Genomic DNA, 19,323 nt, shown 5'->3' on the forward strand with positions numbered 1-19,323 from the left:
ACTGCAACAGGCTTTGCAATAGTACTGCAACAAGCCTTACAGTAGTACTGCAACAGGCCTAGCAGTAGTACTGCAACCCTTATGCAGTAATGCTGCAGCACCTATGCAGTATCCTATATCTTATGAGTTTTGATAAGTACCTTATCCCCATTTTCCAGAGTAGTAGCGAAAAGATAGATAGTTCCTCCATCCGCAATTTTAGTTCGCTTACGTAACTCATCCACCGAGAGGGGGAAATTACGGACTGTGATATTCGCTTGGGGAATCTGCCTCGACAAGGTCTTACATTGTTTATTCGTAAAGGGGATCACTTCGTCTACCACAAAAGAACGTCCCGGAAAACTAGGGACAACCTCATCCGACGTATATAAATGACTGTTGACATGCAATTTATTCAATCCAAAGCGAGTGGCGACCGCTTTAAACGCACCCGCCTTCAAGATGGAAGCGTTCGGTTCGTATAAATAACGCTTGACTTCTCCACGGATGGAAGCGACAGCTTCCCGTTCTTCCACCAATGAGAACACAAACAATTCCGGCTCTTCCTCCGAAGTGAAATTCACGCAACAGATTTGAGGACTCCCGCCTTTCGAGCCTCGCTCCAACACAAACAAAAGCTCCTTACATTCATTTTTCACCGAAAGCACCTGTATGGCTGTCACATCCGGAAGCAAATCCAACGTCATATGAATATCCGCCATCGGAGATAATTTAGCGATCACCTTAGGGGCATGACCAAACAAGACAGGAACCAACTTTGTCAAATCCGGCTCGCAATCCTGCAGCGCAAAAATCCGCTTATTCCCCTCTCCCCTACGAGCCGGATCGATATAAAACACATCTATTCCATCGATCTTATCTATCAACTCCGTAGAATCGCCATTCAATACCGTTACGTTACCAACGTCTAGCACCTTGAAATTATGGATAGCCGCCTCGCAATAAGCGGGAAAGCGTTCGATATAAGTAACCTGCCGTACTTTCCGGGAGAAGAAATAGCTATCGATCCCCAATCCACCAGTCAAATCACATACATGTGCCTGTGGATCTACCAACCTCTGTTTGTACAAGGCAGTCTGTTCCGAGGAACATTGCTCCGCCGCTATCTTCGCCGGAAAAACCAGTCGATCGTTTTGATACCATGAAGGTAGTTTATCCTTGATCTGCCGCCGAGATTTTAATTGATCCACCACGAAAGGGATATCGATCCCCGGATAACGAGAGGCGGAAAGCAACAGACGATTCAAATCATCCGACGCATGTTCCTTGATAAATCGTGAAAGTTCCTCTATTTGTTCCATGCTTTGTCAACCTATACGTTCTTTAGGCAAAGTTAGCATAAAACGGCTACCTTTACCATATTCCGACTTCAATTGTATCTCACCGCCGAAACGCTGCGCTATCACTTGGCAAATCGCCAGTCCGAGTCCGGTGCCTTGCGCAAACTCATCCAATTTGCAAAAACGATCAAAAACTTGCTTCTGTTTCTCCTCAGGGATACCGATACCAGTGTCTTCTACATAGATATGAAGGCAGTCGCCTTTCGTACAGAAATAGTATCCCACTTCTATATAGCCCGAAGTCGTGAACTTGATGGCATTATTGATAAAATTAGACAATACTTGTTTCAGCCGATAAGGATCTACCGCCACAACCACCGGGATCTCGGGGACACGCATGCGTAGCTCTACCCCCTCGGGCATCATCAACTGGAAAGTACAATAGATTTCATTGATCAAGACATTCAAATCATGGCGATCGAAAACAAAACTCATCTTTCCAGATTCCATACGGGAAAGATCTAAAATATCATTGATCAGTTTCAATAGTAAGTCGGAGTTCGTATTAATCAACTTCACGAACTGCTCACGCTCTTCCGGCTCCAAGACCTCTTCCGAGTTCATTAAATTCGAGAAACCGACAATCGCATTCAGCGGCGTACGGATCTCATGGCTCATATTCGCCAAGAAAGCCGACTTCATCCGATCCGACTCCTCGGCTTTTTCCCTCGCAGAGATCAAGACCTCCTCCGTATCCTTGATATTTTGGATATTCAAACATAAGCCATTGATTACATACCCATCATTCGCATCCTCTAAGCTTCCGTAACGAAATTCCCACCATTGGTAACCTTTCCCGTTAAAATCGCAACGATATTGAAGGATATGATGAGAGATCGTACCCGTACAAATGAAATCAATCAAGGAGCGCAAACTCTGCCTATCGTCCGGATGAGTCATCTCGTACAGCTCATCCAAAGGAATTTCCCGGGGAGAAATATTCACATAGCTAAAGAACTCGTTGTCAAACCGGAAGGTACCAGACTGTAATTTCCAAGCGAATATATTCCCCCCTTCCAACGCTAAAGAAAGATGCTCCTTCTCTTGCTTTAAATTAGCGAGCACCGCTTTCCTTCGTCTTGCTTCCCGCCAATAGAGATAAAACAAATAACCGATCAATGCCAGCAATAAGATCACGCCCAAGGAAGAGGCGATAAAAACCCCAATCTTATACCGTTCAGAAATAGGCATATTGATGATGTGAACATTAGTAGGGACCTCCTCCTTTGAGATACCTAAACGTTGCATCTCCCCCCAATCATACAGATACTCTTTAGGACTCTCTACGATCGGAACGGAAGAGACAGGCGTACCGGAAAGAATTTTAGCCGCCAACCGAGCCTGTTCCGCCGCTTGTATGCGATTCGAGCAAAAATAGCCTCCCAGAACTTCCACGTTTATATTAAAGATTTCCCGCACCGCCGTAAATGAAGGAGTCACGAACATCTTAGACAAACCTGCGGATGTATAGTCATAACGGATATTGAAAAATACGCAATAAGGATAGGTACCATTAATATTACTCAATAAAAACTCCCCATTGGCTTTACGAAAAGGCATGAAATGAATTACATTTTTCGAAGGACGTATCGCCTTCATTCTCATCTCGGTTCTAAACGTCATGGAATCTACCTTAAAGTCCGGGTCATTTAATTGGAAAGCCAATTGATTATAATTCAATACATATCGGCTCGTATCGACCGCTTTTATCAACTCCCGGAAAGCCAACTGCCCTAAGGAGGTCTTATCATAATTGATATAAATGCGAGACTTTCCCATTTGCTGATCGATCAAACGAAGGTTTTCCTTATAATCAATCTTGTCCCAACTACCTGTTACGTTCGGATATTTTTCCAGCAAATCCCAATTAGGGAAATTGACGCCAGAGAAAACAACCGGAACTTTCTTTACAAAAGGATGGCCGCATTTCATCAACGTATAGGTAGCCTGATCATCATTCACCAATATGAGGTCGGGCTTCCAAAGACGTATCGTATCGATAAAGTTATACATCCGTTCCTCTTCCTCCTCAGCCATATAGCACTCACAGTCGAGATAAAACGTGCGGATGTCCGCATTCACCCGGTTTTTTCTCAGTTCTTTCCGGATATCCGAGTTTAATTCCAGATAGTTCTTGTCATCCCACCGAAAAGATTGGATCACAAGCACACGGCTCCGCTTCGCCTCGGGTTTGCACCCCAACGCCAATAAGAGCAGAATAAAAACACCCCCGGCATAATTTAAAAATCTCATGTCCAAACTTTAAACAGTAAATGTGACAAAAGTACGACTATTTTCAGTATTCACATTCATTAGCTGTATCTTTCTTTCCTTTCATCCCTTCTAAAATGAATAAATAAATCTTTTATAGGGATTGTCAAGGAAAAGCCGTATATTTGTCCATTGGTTGAAAACCTTGTAAACTGTATATTAACAAGATTAATTCTATTAGTAAATGGGAAGAGTATTAGTTATTGGTGCAGGGGGCGTAAGTACCGTTGCTGTTAAGAAAATAGCGATGAATGCGGATGTCTTCACGGATATCATGGTAGCTAGCCGTACGAAAAGTAAATGCGACAAGATCGCCGCCGATATCAAGAACGTAAAAGTGCAAACCGCACAGGTAGACGCAGATAACGTGCAAGAGCTTGTTGCCTTGTTTAACGCCTTCAAACCGGATTTGGTGGTAAATCTGGCCTTACCTTATCAAGACTTGCATATCATGGATGCTTGTCTGGAATACGGCGTTAGCTATTTAGATACGGCCAACTACGAACCGCTTGATGAAGCCAAATATCAATACAGCTGGCAATGGGCCTATAAAGATCGTTTCGAGAAAGCCGGTCTTACCGCTATCTTGGGATGTGGTTTCGATCCGGGGGTTACCGGCGTATATACAGCCTATGCGGCAAAGCATCATTTCGACGAGATACACTATCTGGATATCGTAGACTGCAACGCAGGAGATCACCATAAGGCATTCGCTACCAATTTCAATCCGGAAATCAATATCCGTGAGATTACTCAACGTGGCAAATATTTCGAGGATGGGGAATGGAAGGAGACCGATCCGTTAAGCGTACATAAAGCCTTGAATTATCCGAATGTAGGACCGAAAGAATCGTATTTGATGTATCACGAGGAATTGGAAAGTTTGACCAAAAACTTCCCGACCCTCAAACGGGCTCGTTTCTGGATGACTTTCGGACAGGAATACTTGACTCATCTACGTGTCATCCAAAATATCGGTATGGCTCGTATCGACCCGATCCTTTACAACGGGCAGGAAATCGTTCCGATCCAATTCTTAAAAGCCGTATTGCCGAACCCGGGTGATCTGGGAGAGAATTATACTGGCGAGACTTCCATCGGTTGCCGCATCCGTGGTATCAAGGACGGTAAGGAATTAACTTATTACGTATACAACAACTGTAGCCACCATGCCGCTTATCTAGAGACAGGAGCGCAAGGTGTTAGTTATACCACCGGTGTTCCCGCCATGATCGGCGCCAAATTATTTATGCAAGGCATTTGGAAGAAACCGGGAGTATGGAATGTAGAGGAATTCAATCCGGACCCATTCATGAAAGAGCTAAATGAGCAAGGTTTGCCTTGGCATGAATTGTTTAACATTGACTTAGAATTGTAATATGGCAGTACAAATAGGCGATAAGGTTCCCGAGTTTTTGGGAACCGATCAAGACGGTAAAGAGGTAAAGATGAGTGACTATAAAGGGAAAAAAGTAGCGCTCTATTTCTATCCGAAAGATAACACGAGCGGTTGCACGGCGGAAGCATGCAGCTTACGTGACGGCTATCAAGCCTTACAAGCGAAAGGCTTCGAGATCATCGGAGTAAGCAAAGATAGCGCCAAATCGCATCAAGGCTTTATACAAAAGCAAAACTTACCTTTCCGTTTAATAGCGGACACAGACACGACCTTACAAGAACAGTTTGGTGTGTGGGCTGAGAAAAAAATGTACGGACGTTCATACATGGGGACTCTCCGGACCACCTTTATCATTAACGAGGAAGGTATTGTTACTAATATCATCGGGCCGAAAGAGGTGAAGACAAAAGACCATGCAAATCAAATCCTTAATTTATAAGGGACACATATGGCAAAAGAAGAAAATTTGTTCGAAGAAAAAGCGAAAGAAGAAGGTGGTAAACCAGCCGCTAACACGGATAAGCTAAAGGCTTTACGTGCGGCAATGGATAAAATCGAGAAGAACTACGGAAAAGGTTCGATCATGAAACTAGGCGATGAAAACATCGAGGATATCGAGGTGATACCGACAGGCTCTATCGCTTTAAACGCAGCGCTGGGCGTAGGCGGATATCCGAAAGGACGTATCGTCGAGATCTATGGTCCGGAATCTTCCGGTAAGACAACCATAGCGATCCATGCGATCGCCGAGGCTCAGAAAAAAGGAGGTATCGCCGCATTTATCGATGCGGAGCATGCTTTTGACCGTTTCTATGCTGAAAAGTTAGGCGTTGATGTAGAGAACCTATGGATCTCCCAGCCGGATAACGGTGAGCAGGCCTTGGAAATAGCCGAGCAGTTGATCCGTTCATCCGCCGTAGATATCATTGTTATCGACTCCGTAGCCGCTTTGACTCCTAAAGCTGAGATTGAGGGCGATATGGGAGACAGCAAGATGGGTCTGCAAGCTCGCTTAATGTCGCAAGCCCTTCGTAAATTGACAGCTGCGATCAATAAGACGAATACGACCTGTATCTTCATCAACCAATTGCGTGATAAGATCGGCGTAATGTTCGGGAACCCGGAAACGACGACTGGTGGTAATGCGTTGAAGTTCTACGCCTCAGTCCGTTTGGATATCCGTAGTATTGGAAAGCTGAAAGATGGTGACGAGATCAAGGGTAACCAAGTGCGTGTGAAAGTCATAAAAAACAAGGTGGCTCCTCCATTCCGCAAGGCAGAGTTCGATATCATGTTCGGTCAAGGTATCTCCCGTTCCGGAGAGATCATCGATCTTGGCTCTGAACTGAATATCATCAAGAAGAGCGGTTCGTGGTACAGCTACAATGATACCAAATTGGGACAAGGTCGTGATGCGGCAAAACAATGTGTCGAGGACAATCCCGAATTGGCAGACGAATTATCCGAATTAATATTTGAGGCATTAAAAGCCAACAAGTAATTTGCGGGGGCGGGCACCCCCCGCCCCTATACGAAATTGTAATGAGTAATAAAGACAAATATCGTTTACTTTGCAATACTGAAAAAAATATACCGATCTTCTCACATGACTGGTGGTTGGATACGGTTTGCGGAGAAAAAAAATGGGATGTCTTGCTTATAGAACAAAAGGGAAAGATACAGGCAACCCTCCCCCTTTACGTCCCCCATTCCGATATTGTCTCAATGCCTTCTTACACCCAAACAATGGGCCCTTGGTTCACCGCAAGTTCCTCCGACACGAAATATACGACCGAGTTAGGACGACGTCAAGAACTATGCAAACAATTCACGGAAGAACTAAAACGCTATCCGCACTTCCTGCAAAATTTCAATTATGACATCACGGATTGGCTTCCGTTTTATTGGGCGGGATATAACCAAACGACACGTTATACCTATTTATTAAAAAATATCCGGGATCATCAAGCGGTATGGGAGAATATGAGCCCCAATATCCGGCGAAATATTACGAAAGCGCAGAATAAATACCATATATCCGTAAAAAAAGGGATTCCTTTGAATGAGTTCCTAGCTGTACAAGCCCAAACATTTGACCGCCAGCATGTACGAATCAAGGAAGACACGAATGTACTGAAAGACTTGATCGCCACTTGCCGACAAAGAGGACAAGGTGATTTATGGGGAGGTTATGACGAGCAAGGCCATTTACATGCGGCCGCTTTCATCGTATGGCAAGATCGATCGGCTTACTATCTCGCTGGAGGAGGAAATCCGGTCTATAGAGGTTCCGGAGCGCAAAGCTACGTCCTGTGGGAATGTCTTCATTTCGTTTCTCAATTTACGACGGTATTTGATTTCGAAGGGTCTATGCTACCCGGAGTAGAACGTTTCTTCCGCGAGTTCGGAGCTATCCAAACCCCATTTTTCACAATATCTAGGGGGAAATTGAGTTTATTAGACAGAGCACGCATTAAACTAAGCAAATGGGTATGAAAAATCGCACTTTACATTATATAATACGTTTTCTTGTAGGAGATGATGTCCCTAGCGAACTGGTGGAAACGATCGGGTACACGGCTGATCCCAATAAATTCGACCGATATAACGTCGTTATCATTCCATCCGGCTTCTTTGATGGACAAACATACGGGACTCCTGCTTCCTTACCGGAACTCCCTTTGCAAGAGGTTCAAGGTATCCCCTTGTTATTCGGCTCGCCGAAAGAGGAATGGGTAAGAGATACATGGGTGGTTCATGCCGATATCATCGCAAGTACTTATTTTCTCATTTCCAGATACGAGGAGATGGTACGGCGTGGACTTCGGGATGAGCATGGAAGATTTCCCGGTAAAGAGTCCTTGCCCTACCGGGCCGGTTTCCTGCATCGTCCGATCGTGGATGAATATCGCATGCTGCTTCATCGTTGGCTACGCCAATCCCGGTTACGTGTACCCGAGGTAAAAAAGCAAATCCGGAAGATCTACCTCACGCACGACGTAGATTCTCCGACTCTATATCGTTCGTGGAAAGGTTTGATACGGTCTATTAGAGATAGAAGAGGTTTATATAAATCCTTTCAAGGTAAATTCGGTACCCTTGAGAAAGACCCGTTTTATACCTTCCCTTGGTTTTTCCGCCAGAATAGTATCCTTCAGGATTTGATCGGGAAGGAACAATGTCACCCTATCCTATTTATCCGGAACGGGGGGAAAGCCAAGCACGACAAACCTCATTACGATTTGAGGAATAAAGATATTCGTAAATTGATAAAAAGTGCTCTAGAGCATAATGTAACTATTGGTTTGCATAGTAGCTACCAAGCGGGTACGACTCCCAGCCTTATCCGGAAAGAGAAAACCGGTCTGGAAGATCATATCGGTAAAAATGTTCGGTTCAACCGTCATCATTTCTTGGCTATCCGGGAACCGGAAGATATGGACCAAATAGAGGCTGCTGGGGTTACGGACGATTTCACCATGGGGTATGCCGATGTCTCCGGATTCCGGTTAGGGACTTGCTACCCGGTTCGTTGGATCAATCCGATCACCCGCCGGCTATCTCCTCTCCGACTACATCCGCTTATTATAATGGATTGTACCCTAGAGGAGGAAAAATATATGGGACTGGATTTTGACAGGGCTTTAACCTATTGCCGGAATTTAGTGGAACAAGTAAATAATGTAGGAGGTGAATTGGTTTTACTATGGCATAATGACTCCGTACAAGAAGGGTCCGGAAGTTATTTACGTAAATTATACGCCCAGCTATTAAAAGAATTAGCGAAGCAGTGAAAACAACAAAATCCCTGTATTCAAATAAATCAGAAAGAATGATTACTAATTGTAAAAATATTTTAGTCCTCGCCCCTCATACGGATGATGGGGAACTTGGGTTGGGGGGAACTATCTCACGCCTGATAGAAGATGGTAAAAAAGTGACCTATGTGGCTTTCTCCACCGCACAGCAATCGGTTCCCGAAGGTTTTCCGAAAGATATCTTGAAGACAGAGGTCAAGCAAGCGACCCAGACCTTAGGTATAGAACCGGGAAACCTAATCATATACAATTACGAAGTAAGAAAACTGGGATACGCAAGACAAGAGATATTAGAGGAGTTAATACGCCTGAAAAAAGTATCCGATTTTGACCTAGTCTTCATCCCTAGCTTGCACGACATCCACCAAGATCATACGACGATCGCCCAAGAGGGTCTACGAGCGTTCAAAAACACGAATATATTAGGTTATGAGTTAATCTGGAACAACCTGACATTCAATACACAATGTTTTGTAAGGCTGGAAGAGCGCCATATCGACGCAAAGGTAGAATCATTGAAAGCCTATAAATCGCAAGGAGCGAGAGATTATCTATCCAAGGACTTTATCTATTCATTAGCAAGAGCACGGGGCGTCCAAGCAGGATGTACCTATGCGGAAGCGTTTGAAGTCATTCGTCTATTCTTATAACCCTGATTGAATCCATGAATAAACTCCTTATCATATGTGATATGTTCCCACCCGCTTTCGCCCCCAGAATGGGATATCTATGCAAATATTTGACACGCATGGGATGGGAAGTTACCGTAGTGACAGAATACATAGAAGACAATACATTCGAATTCCTTACGGGGTATGCGGACGTGTATTGCGTCCGCTACTACAAAGCATCAGGAAAGATCTCAAAGCATATCGAATGGATGTGGGTCATGTTTCTAGACATCTTGTTTGGTTATAAAGACATGAAAATAATCAACGCATGTATTCCCTTAATAAAGACCAACCAGTACAAAGGAATATTGTGTAGCACATACCGTACCTTTCCTTTAACCGCCGCCAAGACGTTAGCGATCCATACCAACCTCCCTTTCGTCGTGGATTTACGAGATATTATCGAGCAATACGCCTCCAACGAATATATATCGCATAAATTCCATACATTTTCATGGCTAGACGCATTCATCACAAAGCGATTTCGCAAACGGTTACTTAGAAAGCGGAATAACGCTTTGGAGGTAGCGGATTGTGTCACGACCGTATCGCCTTGGCACGTGGAGGTACTTAAACAATATAATCCCAATGTAAAACTGATTTATAACGGATTCGATCCCGAGTTGTTCTATCCGCAACAAATCAAGACCTCCCGGTTTATCATTACCTATACCGGACGGTTGTTAAGTTTAGCGATCCGAAATCCGGAGTTATTATTTGCGGCCATCGCCCGTCTTACGGAGGACAAGGTCATTATCCCCGAAACTTTTCGAGTTGTATGGTATACCGATCAAGAGTCCCGCTCCATCATCCGCCAAGAGGCCGAACAACATGGGGTGCAATCTTTCATGGATTACCATGAGTATGTACCGGCATCCGATATTCCCCTCATCTTGAACAAAAGCTCGGTGCTGCTTTCCTTGACGAATAAGTTTGACACGTCTGGTCCAAAAGGCTTCATGACAACTAAGTTCTTTGAATCGCTTGCGGTAGAAAAACCCATCTTATGCGTACAGAGTGACGAGGCTTACCTCGCCGAAGCCATCAAGGAGACCCATTCCGGACTGGCCGCAACCCGGGTAGACGAGGTGTACGATTTCTTGAAACATTACTATGAGGAATGGCAGGAAAAAGGATATACGACCTCGCCCGTCAATCGGGATAAGCTATCGAATTATTCCCGGAAAGAGCAAGCTAGCCAATTTGCGCGTATATTTGAGGAGATTTAAGCAGATGGATAAATACCTCAACATAGTATCGTTCAATATACCTTATCCCGCCAATTACGGAGGGGTCATTGATGTGTATTATAAACTGGAGGCCTTGCATGCATGCGGCGTGAAACTCATATTACATTGTTTCGAATATGAACGTCCGCACGCACCGGAATTAGAAAGCATTTGCGACAAGGTTTTCTATTATAAACGCCGTACCGGGGTAATCGCTAATTTAACATGGCTCCCTTACAATGTATATAGCCGTAAAGATCATCGCTTGATCGAGAATCTTTTACAAAATGATTACCCGATCTTATTTGAGGGCCTCCACTCCTGCTATTATATGGACGATCCCCGTTTAAGAAACCGGATGAAGATATTCCGGGAGTGCAATATCGAGCACGATTATTATCGCCACTTGGCAAAGTCTGGCAAAGGATTGGTTCGCAATGCCTTTTTCAAGATCGAGGCCATGCGCTTCCAAGCCTATCAGAAAGTAGCACAGTACGCAAATCTGATAATCGCCGTATCCACGACAGACGCAGACTATTTACGAAAACAATTTCCCAATCAAAGGATCGAGTTCGTTCCTTGTTTCCACGAGAATAACCGGATTACGGCCAAACCGGGAAAATCCGATTATATTTTATATCATGGCAAGTTATCCGTTATCGAGAATGAGCGAGCCGTGTTATTTCTCACCAAGCATGTTTTCAGCCAATTAAAACATACCTGCATAATAGCGGGCATGAACCCGACCCGTTTGATACGAGAGGCAGCCGCCCCTTACCCACATATAAAAGTAGAAGCAAATCCCAGTAAGGAACGTATGGACGCATTGATCCACAACGCACAAATTCATATGCTAATCACATTTCAAGATACCGGCCTAAAACTAAAGCTTTTGAACAGCTTATTCGCCGGAAGGCATACGATTGTCAATCATCTCATGCTAGCGGGTAGCGGATTAGATCCTTTATGCCATATCGCCGATACGCCGGATGAGATGATACGGGCTTGCGAACAATTAATGGCCCTACCTATAGATAAAGAGGCGATAGATAAACGAAAACAATTATTGTTCCCTGCTTTTTCTAATGAAGATCAGGGGATACGTTTATACAAGATGATATATGATGAAAGAGAATAGAAGTGATTTATTACATACATTAACCGAACGTTTGAAAGCGATCGACTATAATAAATTACCTATCAGCGATTATAATAAGCGATACATCGGCAACTTAAAGCCGGCGTTAAGCTATTTCATGCATATATACGCAGATTGCCTACAAAGAGGACTTCAAGCGATACAAACCCCTATCTCCGATGTCACGCTAATCGATTATGGAGGAGGAACCGGCTTCCTTAGTATTCTGGCGAAATCCATAGGAATAGGACAAGTTATTTATATTGATCTTAACCCATCTTCCGTGGAGACGATCCAGCTATTGAAACAAATAATAGGAATAGGCCCCGATACCATACTCCATGGAGATTCAGATGTTCTTGCGGACTGGTGCGCAAGGAACAAAGTCTCCCCCCAACTTTTAATCGCTACGGACCTGATAGAACATGTCTATGATTTATCTTTGTTCTTCAAGGATTTAATCCATATAAACGATTCCATGTATCTACTATTCACGACGGCCTCTACACCATTCAACCCGTATGTCCAACAACGGTTACATAAGATGATGATCGGATGCGAAAGTGGATCTTTGGAATCCCCCAACTATTATACATTACGAGAGCAATTCATAACGAAACTTTGCCCGGCTTTCTCCCCAAAAGAAGTAGAGACATGGGCCCGGCAGACTAGAGGCTTGACCTATCCCGATATCCAAAAAGCGATCGAGAAAAAGAGTTTACCAAGCCCGGAAGACCCATACAATACTTGCGATCCGGCTACAGGTAATTGGGCCGAACGAATCCTTCCCATACAGACTTATGAGGACTTATTGGCACCCTACCAGTTCAAGCTTAAAGTAGAGAAAGGATTTTATAACGCAGACCGAAACAACCCAGTTCTTTCTTTGATATGCAAAGGTATCAACGCATTGATCCGCAACAGCGGCTCCTTTGGTTTTCTATTGGCACCATTCATCATTCTCTCCTGCGGCAAGGAGCGAGCAGATGCCATCTAGAACATATTCACGGGTCAAGTCCTCTGCTTTCAAGATTTGGTCGTTCCACTGCAATAAATCAATATCTATTGGCACACGCCCACAAGATTTATCTTCCGGCTTACGGCCGATGCAGCATTCTATATCTTTCAAGACATCCTTTATTCGCGCCGGACTCTCCTCGCTATACAAAACAGCCACTCGATTCAAAAATGTAGTTGATAATGGACAATCGATCGGTTCCGTATAAACTGGCTGAGAAAACTGTATAAAAACAAAATGAGCACGCAGCATCTCCGCCGCGCGCTCCATATTTTTCTCTTTATCCCAATTAGAGCCTAAGCACAATAGAACCCGGTTTCGTTTATTCTCCATCTCCGGCTAAAAGCGTTTAGTCATTCTTATGATTATTCAAGAATGTATTGATAAAACCGATCAACTTCACGAAAGAAGCGGAAAATTGTCCGGTATCGCTATTACGGATAGAGATAAATTTCTCCTTACCTTCCGTGGTAAATGAAACCTGATACATGATATCCCCTAAATCCCGGTTCGTCTCCTCCTCAAAGCCATAAGAGTCTTTCATCTTAAAGAAATTACATTTTTGCAGAATCGGTTTTAAAGAAGCAAACTCCTCGTCAGTCAATGTCCCCTCCATAATTTTAGGATCTCGTTTCTTGGCGAAATTATCCATATAATAATTATACTCCTCGATACGGAATGTCTTGTCACTATCAAACAGAACCATTAGTTTGTAGTTATCTACACTTTCCATACTATAACTAAAAGAGAAATCCTTCAATTCTTTTTTACAGCCTGTAAAACAAGCAGACAGAAGAACCAATAAGGTGGTGAACAAAGTAATTCGTAGTTTCATTTGTCTAAAGTTGAAATTTGTGGCACAAACATACATAAAATACTCGAAAAACAACCCATGGAAATAAAAAAATACCTATTAGTTGGTATTGGTGGTACGAAGTTTTCAAGCTACCTTCGCGTAACATTTAATAGGACATGAGATTATCAGAACTTCGCACAGGCGATAAAGGTGTTATAGTAAAGGTAATGGGTCGCGGAGCTTTCCGCAAACGCATTATCGAGATGGGATTTATCAGAGGGAAAGAAGTGATCGTTATACAAAACGCTCCGCTCAAAGACCCTATTCACTATCGTGTAATGGGATATGATGTCTCATTGCGACGCTCGGACGCCGCATTGATCGAAGTCGTTAGCGCGGCGGATTTCGAGAAGGAACAAGCTACCTCGGTACAAGATACGAACAGGAGTGCAGACTCTTTTATCCTGCCTTCCGGCAATGAATTGCAAGCCATCGCATTACATAAAGGAAAAACAATTAACGTAGCCTTGGTTGGTAATCCGAACTGCGGAAAGACCTCTCTTTTCAATTTCGCATCCGGAGCACATGAGCATGTGGGTAACTATAGCGGCGTGACCGTAGATGCCAAGGAAGGAACCTTCCAACAGAATGGCTATACATTCCGCATCGTAGATTTACCGGGTACTTACTCCCTATCCGCTTACACGCCGGAAGAATTATACGTGCGTAAGCATTTGAATGAAGAGCAACCAGACGTGGTGATCAATGTTATCGACGCATCCAATCTGGAGCGAAACCTATATTTGACCGCCCAACTGATCGATATGGACGTTCGCATGGTAATCGCCTTAAACATGTATGATGAGCTGGAACGCCATGGTAATAAATTCGATCATGAGTCCTTAGCGAAAATGATCGGGGCACCGATTATCCCGACCGTAAGTAAAACAGGCTTTGGCATAGAGGATTTGTTTAACCGTGTAATCAAGGTATACGAAGAAGAAGATCCTGTCATCCGTCATATCCATATTAATTACGGAGAGTCTTTAGAGAAAGGGATCAGCAACGTTAGGAAGACCTTGAAAAATAGCGTGGATATACCCAAAAGCTTGTCAAAGCGCTATCTATCTATCAAGCTATTAGAGGGAGACCGGGAGATAGAGACATTTATAAAAACGCTGCCCGGTGCCGAAACGATCTTCCAAGAAAGAGACCGTAATACAGCCCTAATAGAAAAGTTATTGCAAGAGGATTGTGAGACCGCATTCACGAACGCACGCTATGGCTTTATTTCCGGAGCGTTGCGTGAGACTTACGAACAAAATATGATCAAAGAGGCAACGAGTACGCAGATCATCGATCTATTCGTCACGCATAAAGTCTTAGGCTTCCCTATCTTTATCCTATTCATGTGGATCATGTTCGAGGCCACTTTCCGTTTGGGAGGCTATCCGATGGAATGGATAGAGGCATTGGTCGAGGTGATCGGTAATTTCGTGCGCAACCATATGTCGGAAGGACCTTTGAAGGATCTTCTCGTGGATGGTATCATCGGTGGCGTGGGAGGTGTTATCGTGTTCCTGCCGAATATCTTGATTCTGTATATGTTCATATCGTTCATGGAAGACTCCGGATATATGGCACGTGCGGCTTTTATCATGGATAAGATCATGCATAAGATGGGACTGCATGGAAAGTCGTTCATCCCTTTAGTGATGGGATTCGGTTGTAATGTTCCTGCTATCATGGCCTCCCGTACGATAGAGAGCCGTAATAGCCGGATGATAACGATGTTGGTAAATCCGTTGATGAGCTGTAGCGCCCGCCTGCCGGTTTATGTATTGCTGACCGGGGCGTTTTTCCCGAAGAACGCCAGCTTTGTGTTATTAGCTTTATATGTATCCGGAATCTTGCTGGCAGTTATCATGGCCCGTCTTTTCAAACGCTTCCTGTTTAACGAGGAGGATGTTCCTTTCGTAATGGAACTCCCCCCCTACCGGATGCCTACCGGCAAATCCATCATGATCCATATGTGGGAGAAAGCGAAACAATACTTGCACAAGATGGGAGGTATCATCTTGGTCGCTTCTATCATCATCTGGTTCCTTGGGTATTTCCCCAGACATTCGGAGAGCGGAGATCAGTTTGATCGCCAGATAGCGGAGATCGAAAATACGGAGTTGGATTCTCAAGAAAAAACAGATACGATAGAGGAGTTAGAACGCTTGAAGGCAATCGACCACCAACAAAATTCGTATATCGGGCGTATCGGCCAGACGATTCAACCGATCTTGGCTCCTTTAGGATTCGATTGGAAAATGAGTGTAAGCCTACTTACCGGTATGGCGGCGAAAGAAGTTGTTGTCAGCACGTTAAGCGTATTATACACGGGGAATGCCGATGATGACAGCCAAGCCCTGTCGGAGCGTTTGAAGCAAGACCGTAACGCAGAAGGTAATTTGGTATTCACACCGCTCATAGCGATTAGCTTAATGCTTTTCGTCTTGATTTATTTTCCGTGCATAGCAACTATATCGGCTATTGTCAACGAGTCTGGCTCATGGAAATGGGGTATATTCGTTATCATTTATACTTGTGTCCTAGCATGGATCGTTTCTTTCATTGTTTATCAAACGGGAAATTTCTTTGTGGGTTTATTTTGCTAAGAACTTTCCTATGTTTTATTTAGTTATATATAGGAGGTAAATTTATAGGTATGTGGCAAGATATAGCAGTTTACGTTATTGGTATCTCGATTATCGGATATATCGCATATAAGGTTTATCGAATGTTCGCCGCCCCCAAATCCAAAGACCCTTGTTGCGGATGTAGTGGGTGTTCGTTAAAGAAAGAATTGATGAAATAGACAATGGGGTTGAGTCAAGCAAAGAATTGCAACACAGCCCCATAACTTATTTCCAACCAAAAGGTCTTTACCGACCTATGCAATGATAAATAAAACCGGCCTCCTCCAATTCTGCCTTATCATAGATATTACGTCCATCCAAGATTAAAGGCGTAGCCATTAATTTCTTAATAACAGACCAAGAAGGCATACGGAATTCTTTCCATTCAGTAACCAACAATAGTGCATCCGCATCTATCACAGCCTCATATATATCTTTAACATAAGAAATCACATCTTCAGGCAAACGTCTTTGAGCCTCAGGTATAGCCACTGGATCATAAGCCGAAACCAGACATCCGGCGTTTCTTAACTTTTCGATCAAAACCAATGAAGGAGCCTCTCGCATATCATCTGTCTCCGGCTTAAACGCCAACCCCCATAAAGCGATACGCTTGCCTTTAATATCCCCGTTAAAATGCTTCACCAACTTACGAAACAATATTGACTTCTGCTCTTCATTTACAGCCTCTACCGCTTCCAATATACGCATCTGATAACCACTATCGGCAGCGGTCTTCATAAGCGCCTTGACATCTTTCGGGAAACAAGAACCTCCATATCCGCAACCCGCATACAGAAAACGACTACCGATACGAGCATCCGTTCCAATCCCTTTACGCACCATATTTACGTCAGCACCGACAATCTCACACAAATTAGCGATATCATTCATAAAACTGATACGAGTCGCCAACATTGCGTTTGCCGCATATTTAGTCATTTCAGCGGAAGGAACATCCATAAAAATCACCCGGAAATTATTCAGTAAAAACGGACGATATAACTTTGACATCAATTTCTCGGCACGCTCGGATTCCACTCCTACAACTACACGGTCCGGACTCATAAAATCCTTTACCGCAGCCCCTTCCTTCAAGAACTCAGGGTTAGAAGCAATATCGAACTCTATATTTACATTCCGTTTAATTTGCTCATTTTTAATAGCTTGCTTTACCTTTTGGGCAGTACCAACAGGAACCGTGCTTTTAGTAACGACCAAAATATATTTATTCATATATCTTCCCACGGTCCGAGCAACCTCCAGCACATATTTCAAGTCCGCACTTCCATCCTCATCTGGAGGCGTCCCCACTGCGGAAAACAAGACTTCCACCTCATCCAGACATTCTTTTAACTCGGTAGTAAAATGCAAACGTCCCGCCTGCATATTACGAGCCACCAATTCATCCAAACCCGGCTCATAAATGGGAACGATGCCTTTCTTCAGATTATCGATCTTATTTTTATCCACATCTACACAAAACACCTCTGTACCCATTTCCGCAAAACACGTACCTGTTACCAAGCCTACATAGCCTGTTCCAACTATTGCTATTTTCATAATTCCCTTTGTTTCTCAAAATATCTTAAAAACGTATGCAAATGTACAATAATTCAGAGAAATCCGCTATCATAAATATACAAATTGAAAAAAATCATATGTTCGTCTGTTTTTAAAGAAATAACTGTTAACTTTGTATTCGATTTCCCTTTAATAGAGGGAAATCTTACATTGTTAAACAAACGGAGAAATCAACAATAATAGATTCACTCGTCCGTTATTATTGCAGGTACAGTTTGACAGTAAAGAAAAATAAGGAAGAGAGCATGACTAAAGTTTGTTTCTTGGTATCATCATTATGCAACGAAGGCCCGGTTAATGTTATGTATAACATTATCCAATATATGGACTTCTCCAAGTTCAAGGTATCTATCATTACTTTCATACCAGAGAAAAAAACTACCCGAATTAAGGATTTCCAGAAGTATCCGCTTTCGATTCATCAATTGGCACCAGAAACGCCTCTTAATCCATTCGCTTTATTCACGGCACTAAAACAAGAGGTAAAATTGATTAATCCGGATATGCTTCATGCGCATTGTCCGCGTTCATTATATTTAATGTGCTTTTTACCTCGAAAGTATAAACGAATCTATACGATTCATATCTATCCGGGACTACAGCAGCAGATATTATATGGAAAATTTAAAGGAGATATCGTCAATCAACTAAACCATTTCTTCACCCGAAAAGTAGATCTCCCCATAGGTTGCTCTGAAAGTGTAGGAAAACTCTATAAAGAAAATAAAGGTTGGGACATCTCTTGCATACCCAATGGATCTTCGTTACCCATCTGGAATTGCGATCCGATTTATCGGCAAAAGCTAAGAAAAGATTTAGGACTAAAAGACGATATCCGATATTTTATTTTTATCGGGCGCTTCTCAGGAGAGAAGAATCCTGAACTATTAATACGTGCCTTTAAACAAATAGGGGCCAAGCAAGTGGGATTGATCATGCTCGGTGAGGGACCCTTATGGGAAGATTTAAAAAAAGAAGGTGATGACCGGATTCTTTTACCCGGTTTTAAAACGAATGTTTATGATTACTTAATCGCTTCCGATTATTATATTTCAGCCTCAGATGTCGAAGGATTGGCAAACACGCTGTTGGAGAGTATGACAGTAGGATTACCTATGTTACTTTCTGATATACCTTCACACCAAGAGGTGCTATCGAAGATGAGCGTCACGACAGGATATATTTTCAACAATAAAGACAGTAATAGTTTATTCGACAAAATAGAAAAAGTGCTCCTGTTAGATCGTACAGAAGTCGCACGAGAAGTACAAGACATATTCCAAAAGCATTATACAGCGAAGAAAATGTCTTTGTCTTATCAAAACGCATATACTAGTTTATGACACCTTATGTATCTATTATAACCATAACA

General features: G+C 43.2%; 17 protein-coding genes. 12 read left to right on the forward strand and 5 right to left on the reverse strand.

Going from position 1 to position 19,323, the window contains the following annotated elements; translation table 11 throughout:
• Positions 1–113: 113 nt before the first annotated feature.
• The gene (locus CI960_RS11455) at positions 114–1,301 is read right to left on the reverse strand and encodes a class I SAM-dependent methyltransferase (protein ID WP_005856188.1); all 1,188 of its coding nucleotides are present in this window, start codon (positions 1,299–1,301) and stop codon (positions 114–116) included.
• Between the two features lie 6 nt (positions 1,302–1,307).
• The gene (locus CI960_RS11460) at positions 1,308–3,593 is read right to left on the reverse strand and encodes an ATP-binding protein (RefSeq protein WP_005856186.1); all 2,286 of its coding nucleotides are present in this window, start codon (positions 3,591–3,593) and stop codon (positions 1,308–1,310) included.
• A gap of 202 nt (positions 3,594–3,795) precedes the next feature.
• On the opposite strand from CI960_RS11460, the gene CI960_RS11465 reads away from it, so the two are divergent.
• Genes CI960_RS11465 through CI960_RS11505 form a run of 9 tightly spaced genes read left to right on the forward strand, consistent with a single transcriptional unit; the run spans position 3,796 to position 12,863 of the window.
• Entirely contained in the window at positions 3,796–4,989 is a 1,194-nt protein-coding gene (locus CI960_RS11465) for a saccharopine dehydrogenase family protein (protein ID WP_005856184.1), read from the forward strand.
• Position 4,990: 1 nt separating this feature from the next.
• On the forward strand, positions 4,991–5,449 hold the full coding sequence (gene bcp, locus CI960_RS11470) for a thioredoxin-dependent thiol peroxidase (RefSeq protein WP_005856182.1): 459 nt from the start codon (positions 4,991–4,993) through the stop codon (positions 5,447–5,449).
• A 9-nt stretch (positions 5,450–5,458) separates the two neighbouring features.
• Complete coding sequence (recA, locus tag CI960_RS11475) at positions 5,459–6,511, forward strand: recombinase RecA (protein ID WP_005856173.1); 1,053 nt, start codon at positions 5,459–5,461, stop codon at positions 6,509–6,511.
• A gap of 41 nt (positions 6,512–6,552) precedes the next feature.
• Positions 6,553–7,506, forward strand: a complete 954-nt coding sequence (locus CI960_RS11480) for a GNAT family N-acetyltransferase (protein ID WP_005856171.1) — start codon at positions 6,553–6,555, stop codon at positions 7,504–7,506.
• Complete coding sequence (locus CI960_RS11485) at positions 7,497–8,804, forward strand: polysaccharide deacetylase family protein (RefSeq protein ID WP_010184336.1); 1,308 nt, start codon at positions 7,497–7,499, stop codon at positions 8,802–8,804. Before CI960_RS11480 ends, CI960_RS11485 begins: the two co-directional genes overlap by 10 nt.
• A 38-nt stretch (positions 8,805–8,842) precedes the next feature.
• Positions 8,843–9,478: a PIG-L deacetylase family protein gene (locus CI960_RS11490; RefSeq protein ID WP_005856167.1), complete on the forward strand. Its 636-nt coding sequence runs from the start codon at positions 8,843–8,845 to the stop codon at positions 9,476–9,478.
• Between the two features lie 14 nt (positions 9,479–9,492).
• Positions 9,493–10,728, forward strand: coding sequence for a glycosyltransferase (locus tag CI960_RS11495; RefSeq protein WP_005856164.1), 1,236 nt, complete (start codon positions 9,493–9,495; stop codon positions 10,726–10,728).
• Positions 10,729–10,732: 4 nt separating this feature from the next.
• Positions 10,733–11,866: a hypothetical protein gene (locus tag CI960_RS11500; protein ID WP_005856162.1), complete on the forward strand. Its 1,134-nt coding sequence runs from the start codon at positions 10,733–10,735 to the stop codon at positions 11,864–11,866.
• Complete coding sequence (locus tag CI960_RS11505) at positions 11,850–12,863, forward strand: class I SAM-dependent methyltransferase (protein WP_005856160.1); 1,014 nt, start codon at positions 11,850–11,852, stop codon at positions 12,861–12,863. The genes CI960_RS11500 and CI960_RS11505 overlap by 17 nt, the downstream gene beginning before the upstream one ends.
• Here CI960_RS11505 and CI960_RS11510 read toward each other — a convergent pair.
• The gene (locus CI960_RS11510; protein ID WP_005856158.1) at positions 12,807–13,217 is read right to left on the reverse strand and encodes a 2-amino-4-hydroxy-6-hydroxymethyldihydropteridine diphosphokinase; all 411 of its coding nucleotides are present in this window, start codon (positions 13,215–13,217) and stop codon (positions 12,807–12,809) included. The two genes, CI960_RS11505 and CI960_RS11510, sit on opposite strands and share 57 nt — an antisense overlap.
• Positions 13,218–13,233: 16 nt before the next feature.
• Positions 13,234–13,719, reverse strand: a complete 486-nt coding sequence (locus CI960_RS11515) for a hypothetical protein (RefSeq protein WP_005856155.1) — start codon at positions 13,717–13,719, stop codon at positions 13,234–13,236.
• 137 nt (positions 13,720–13,856) lie between these two features.
• On the opposite strand from CI960_RS11515, the gene feoB reads away from it, so the two are divergent.
• Positions 13,857–16,346 carry a ferrous iron transport protein B gene (gene feoB, locus CI960_RS11520; protein ID WP_005856152.1) on the forward strand — a complete coding sequence of 830 codons (2,490 nt, stop codon included), beginning with the start codon at positions 13,857–13,859 and terminating at the stop codon, positions 16,344–16,346.
• Positions 16,347–16,396: 50 nt separating this feature from the next.
• Positions 16,397–16,546, forward strand: a complete 150-nt coding sequence (locus CI960_RS23940; protein WP_005856150.1) for a FeoB-associated Cys-rich membrane protein — start codon at positions 16,397–16,399, stop codon at positions 16,544–16,546.
• A gap of 67 nt (positions 16,547–16,613) precedes the next feature.
• Here the strand turns inward: CI960_RS23940 and CI960_RS11530 are convergent, their stop codons facing one another.
• Positions 16,614–17,930, reverse strand: coding sequence for a UDP-glucose/GDP-mannose dehydrogenase family protein (locus CI960_RS11530; protein ID WP_005856148.1), 1,317 nt, complete (start codon positions 17,928–17,930; stop codon positions 16,614–16,616).
• A 266-nt stretch (positions 17,931–18,196) separates the two neighbouring features.
• On the opposite strand from CI960_RS11530, the gene CI960_RS11535 reads away from it, so the two are divergent.
• Entirely contained in the window at positions 18,197–19,294 is a 1,098-nt protein-coding gene (locus CI960_RS11535; protein ID WP_005856146.1) for a glycosyltransferase, read from the forward strand.
• Positions 19,295–19,323 lie beyond the last annotated feature (29 nt).

The organism is Parabacteroides sp. CT06, from assembly GCF_002257605.1.
GTDB classification, from domain to species: Bacteria; Bacteroidota; Bacteroidia; order Bacteroidales; family Tannerellaceae; genus Parabacteroides; species Parabacteroides distasonis.

What these genes read in the sequence shown, in the direction of transcription:
- CI960_RS11455 (WP_005856188.1), bottom strand. Translation starts at nt 1,301, where the DNA reads ATGGAACAAATAGAGGAACTTTCACGATTTATCAAGGAACATGCGTCG.
- CI960_RS11460 (WP_005856186.1), bottom strand. Translation starts at nt 3,593, where the DNA reads ATGAGATTTTTAAATTATGCCGGGGGTGTTTTTATTCTGCTCTTATTG.
- CI960_RS11465 (WP_005856184.1), top strand. Translation starts at nt 3,796, where the DNA reads ATGGGAAGAGTATTAGTTATTGGTGCAGGGGGCGTAAGTACCGTTGCT.
- bcp (WP_005856182.1), top strand. Translation starts at nt 4,991, where the DNA reads ATGGCAGTACAAATAGGCGATAAGGTTCCCGAGTTTTTGGGAACCGAT.
- recA (WP_005856173.1), top strand. Translation starts at nt 5,459, where the DNA reads ATGGCAAAAGAAGAAAATTTGTTCGAAGAAAAAGCGAAAGAAGAAGGT.
- CI960_RS11480 (WP_005856171.1), top strand. Translation starts at nt 6,553, where the DNA reads ATGAGTAATAAAGACAAATATCGTTTACTTTGCAATACTGAAAAAAAT.
- CI960_RS11485 (WP_010184336.1), top strand. Translation starts at nt 7,497, where the DNA reads ATGGGTATGAAAAATCGCACTTTACATTATATAATACGTTTTCTTGTA.
- CI960_RS11490 (WP_005856167.1), top strand. Translation starts at nt 8,843, where the DNA reads ATGATTACTAATTGTAAAAATATTTTAGTCCTCGCCCCTCATACGGAT.
- CI960_RS11495 (WP_005856164.1), top strand. Translation starts at nt 9,493, where the DNA reads ATGAATAAACTCCTTATCATATGTGATATGTTCCCACCCGCTTTCGCC.
- CI960_RS11500 (WP_005856162.1), top strand. Translation starts at nt 10,733, where the DNA reads ATGGATAAATACCTCAACATAGTATCGTTCAATATACCTTATCCCGCC.
- CI960_RS11505 (WP_005856160.1), top strand. Translation starts at nt 11,850, where the DNA reads ATGATGAAAGAGAATAGAAGTGATTTATTACATACATTAACCGAACGT.
- CI960_RS11510 (WP_005856158.1), bottom strand. Translation starts at nt 13,217, where the DNA reads ATGGAGAATAAACGAAACCGGGTTCTATTGTGCTTAGGCTCTAATTGG.
- CI960_RS11515 (WP_005856155.1), bottom strand. Translation starts at nt 13,719, where the DNA reads ATGAAACTACGAATTACTTTGTTCACCACCTTATTGGTTCTTCTGTCT.
- feoB (WP_005856152.1), top strand. Translation starts at nt 13,857, where the DNA reads ATGAGATTATCAGAACTTCGCACAGGCGATAAAGGTGTTATAGTAAAG.
- CI960_RS23940 (WP_005856150.1), top strand. Translation starts at nt 16,397, where the DNA reads ATGTGGCAAGATATAGCAGTTTACGTTATTGGTATCTCGATTATCGGA.
- CI960_RS11530 (WP_005856148.1), bottom strand. Translation starts at nt 17,930, where the DNA reads ATGAAAATAGCAATAGTTGGAACAGGCTATGTAGGCTTGGTAACAGGT.
- CI960_RS11535 (WP_005856146.1), top strand. Translation starts at nt 18,197, where the DNA reads ATGACTAAAGTTTGTTTCTTGGTATCATCATTATGCAACGAAGGCCCG.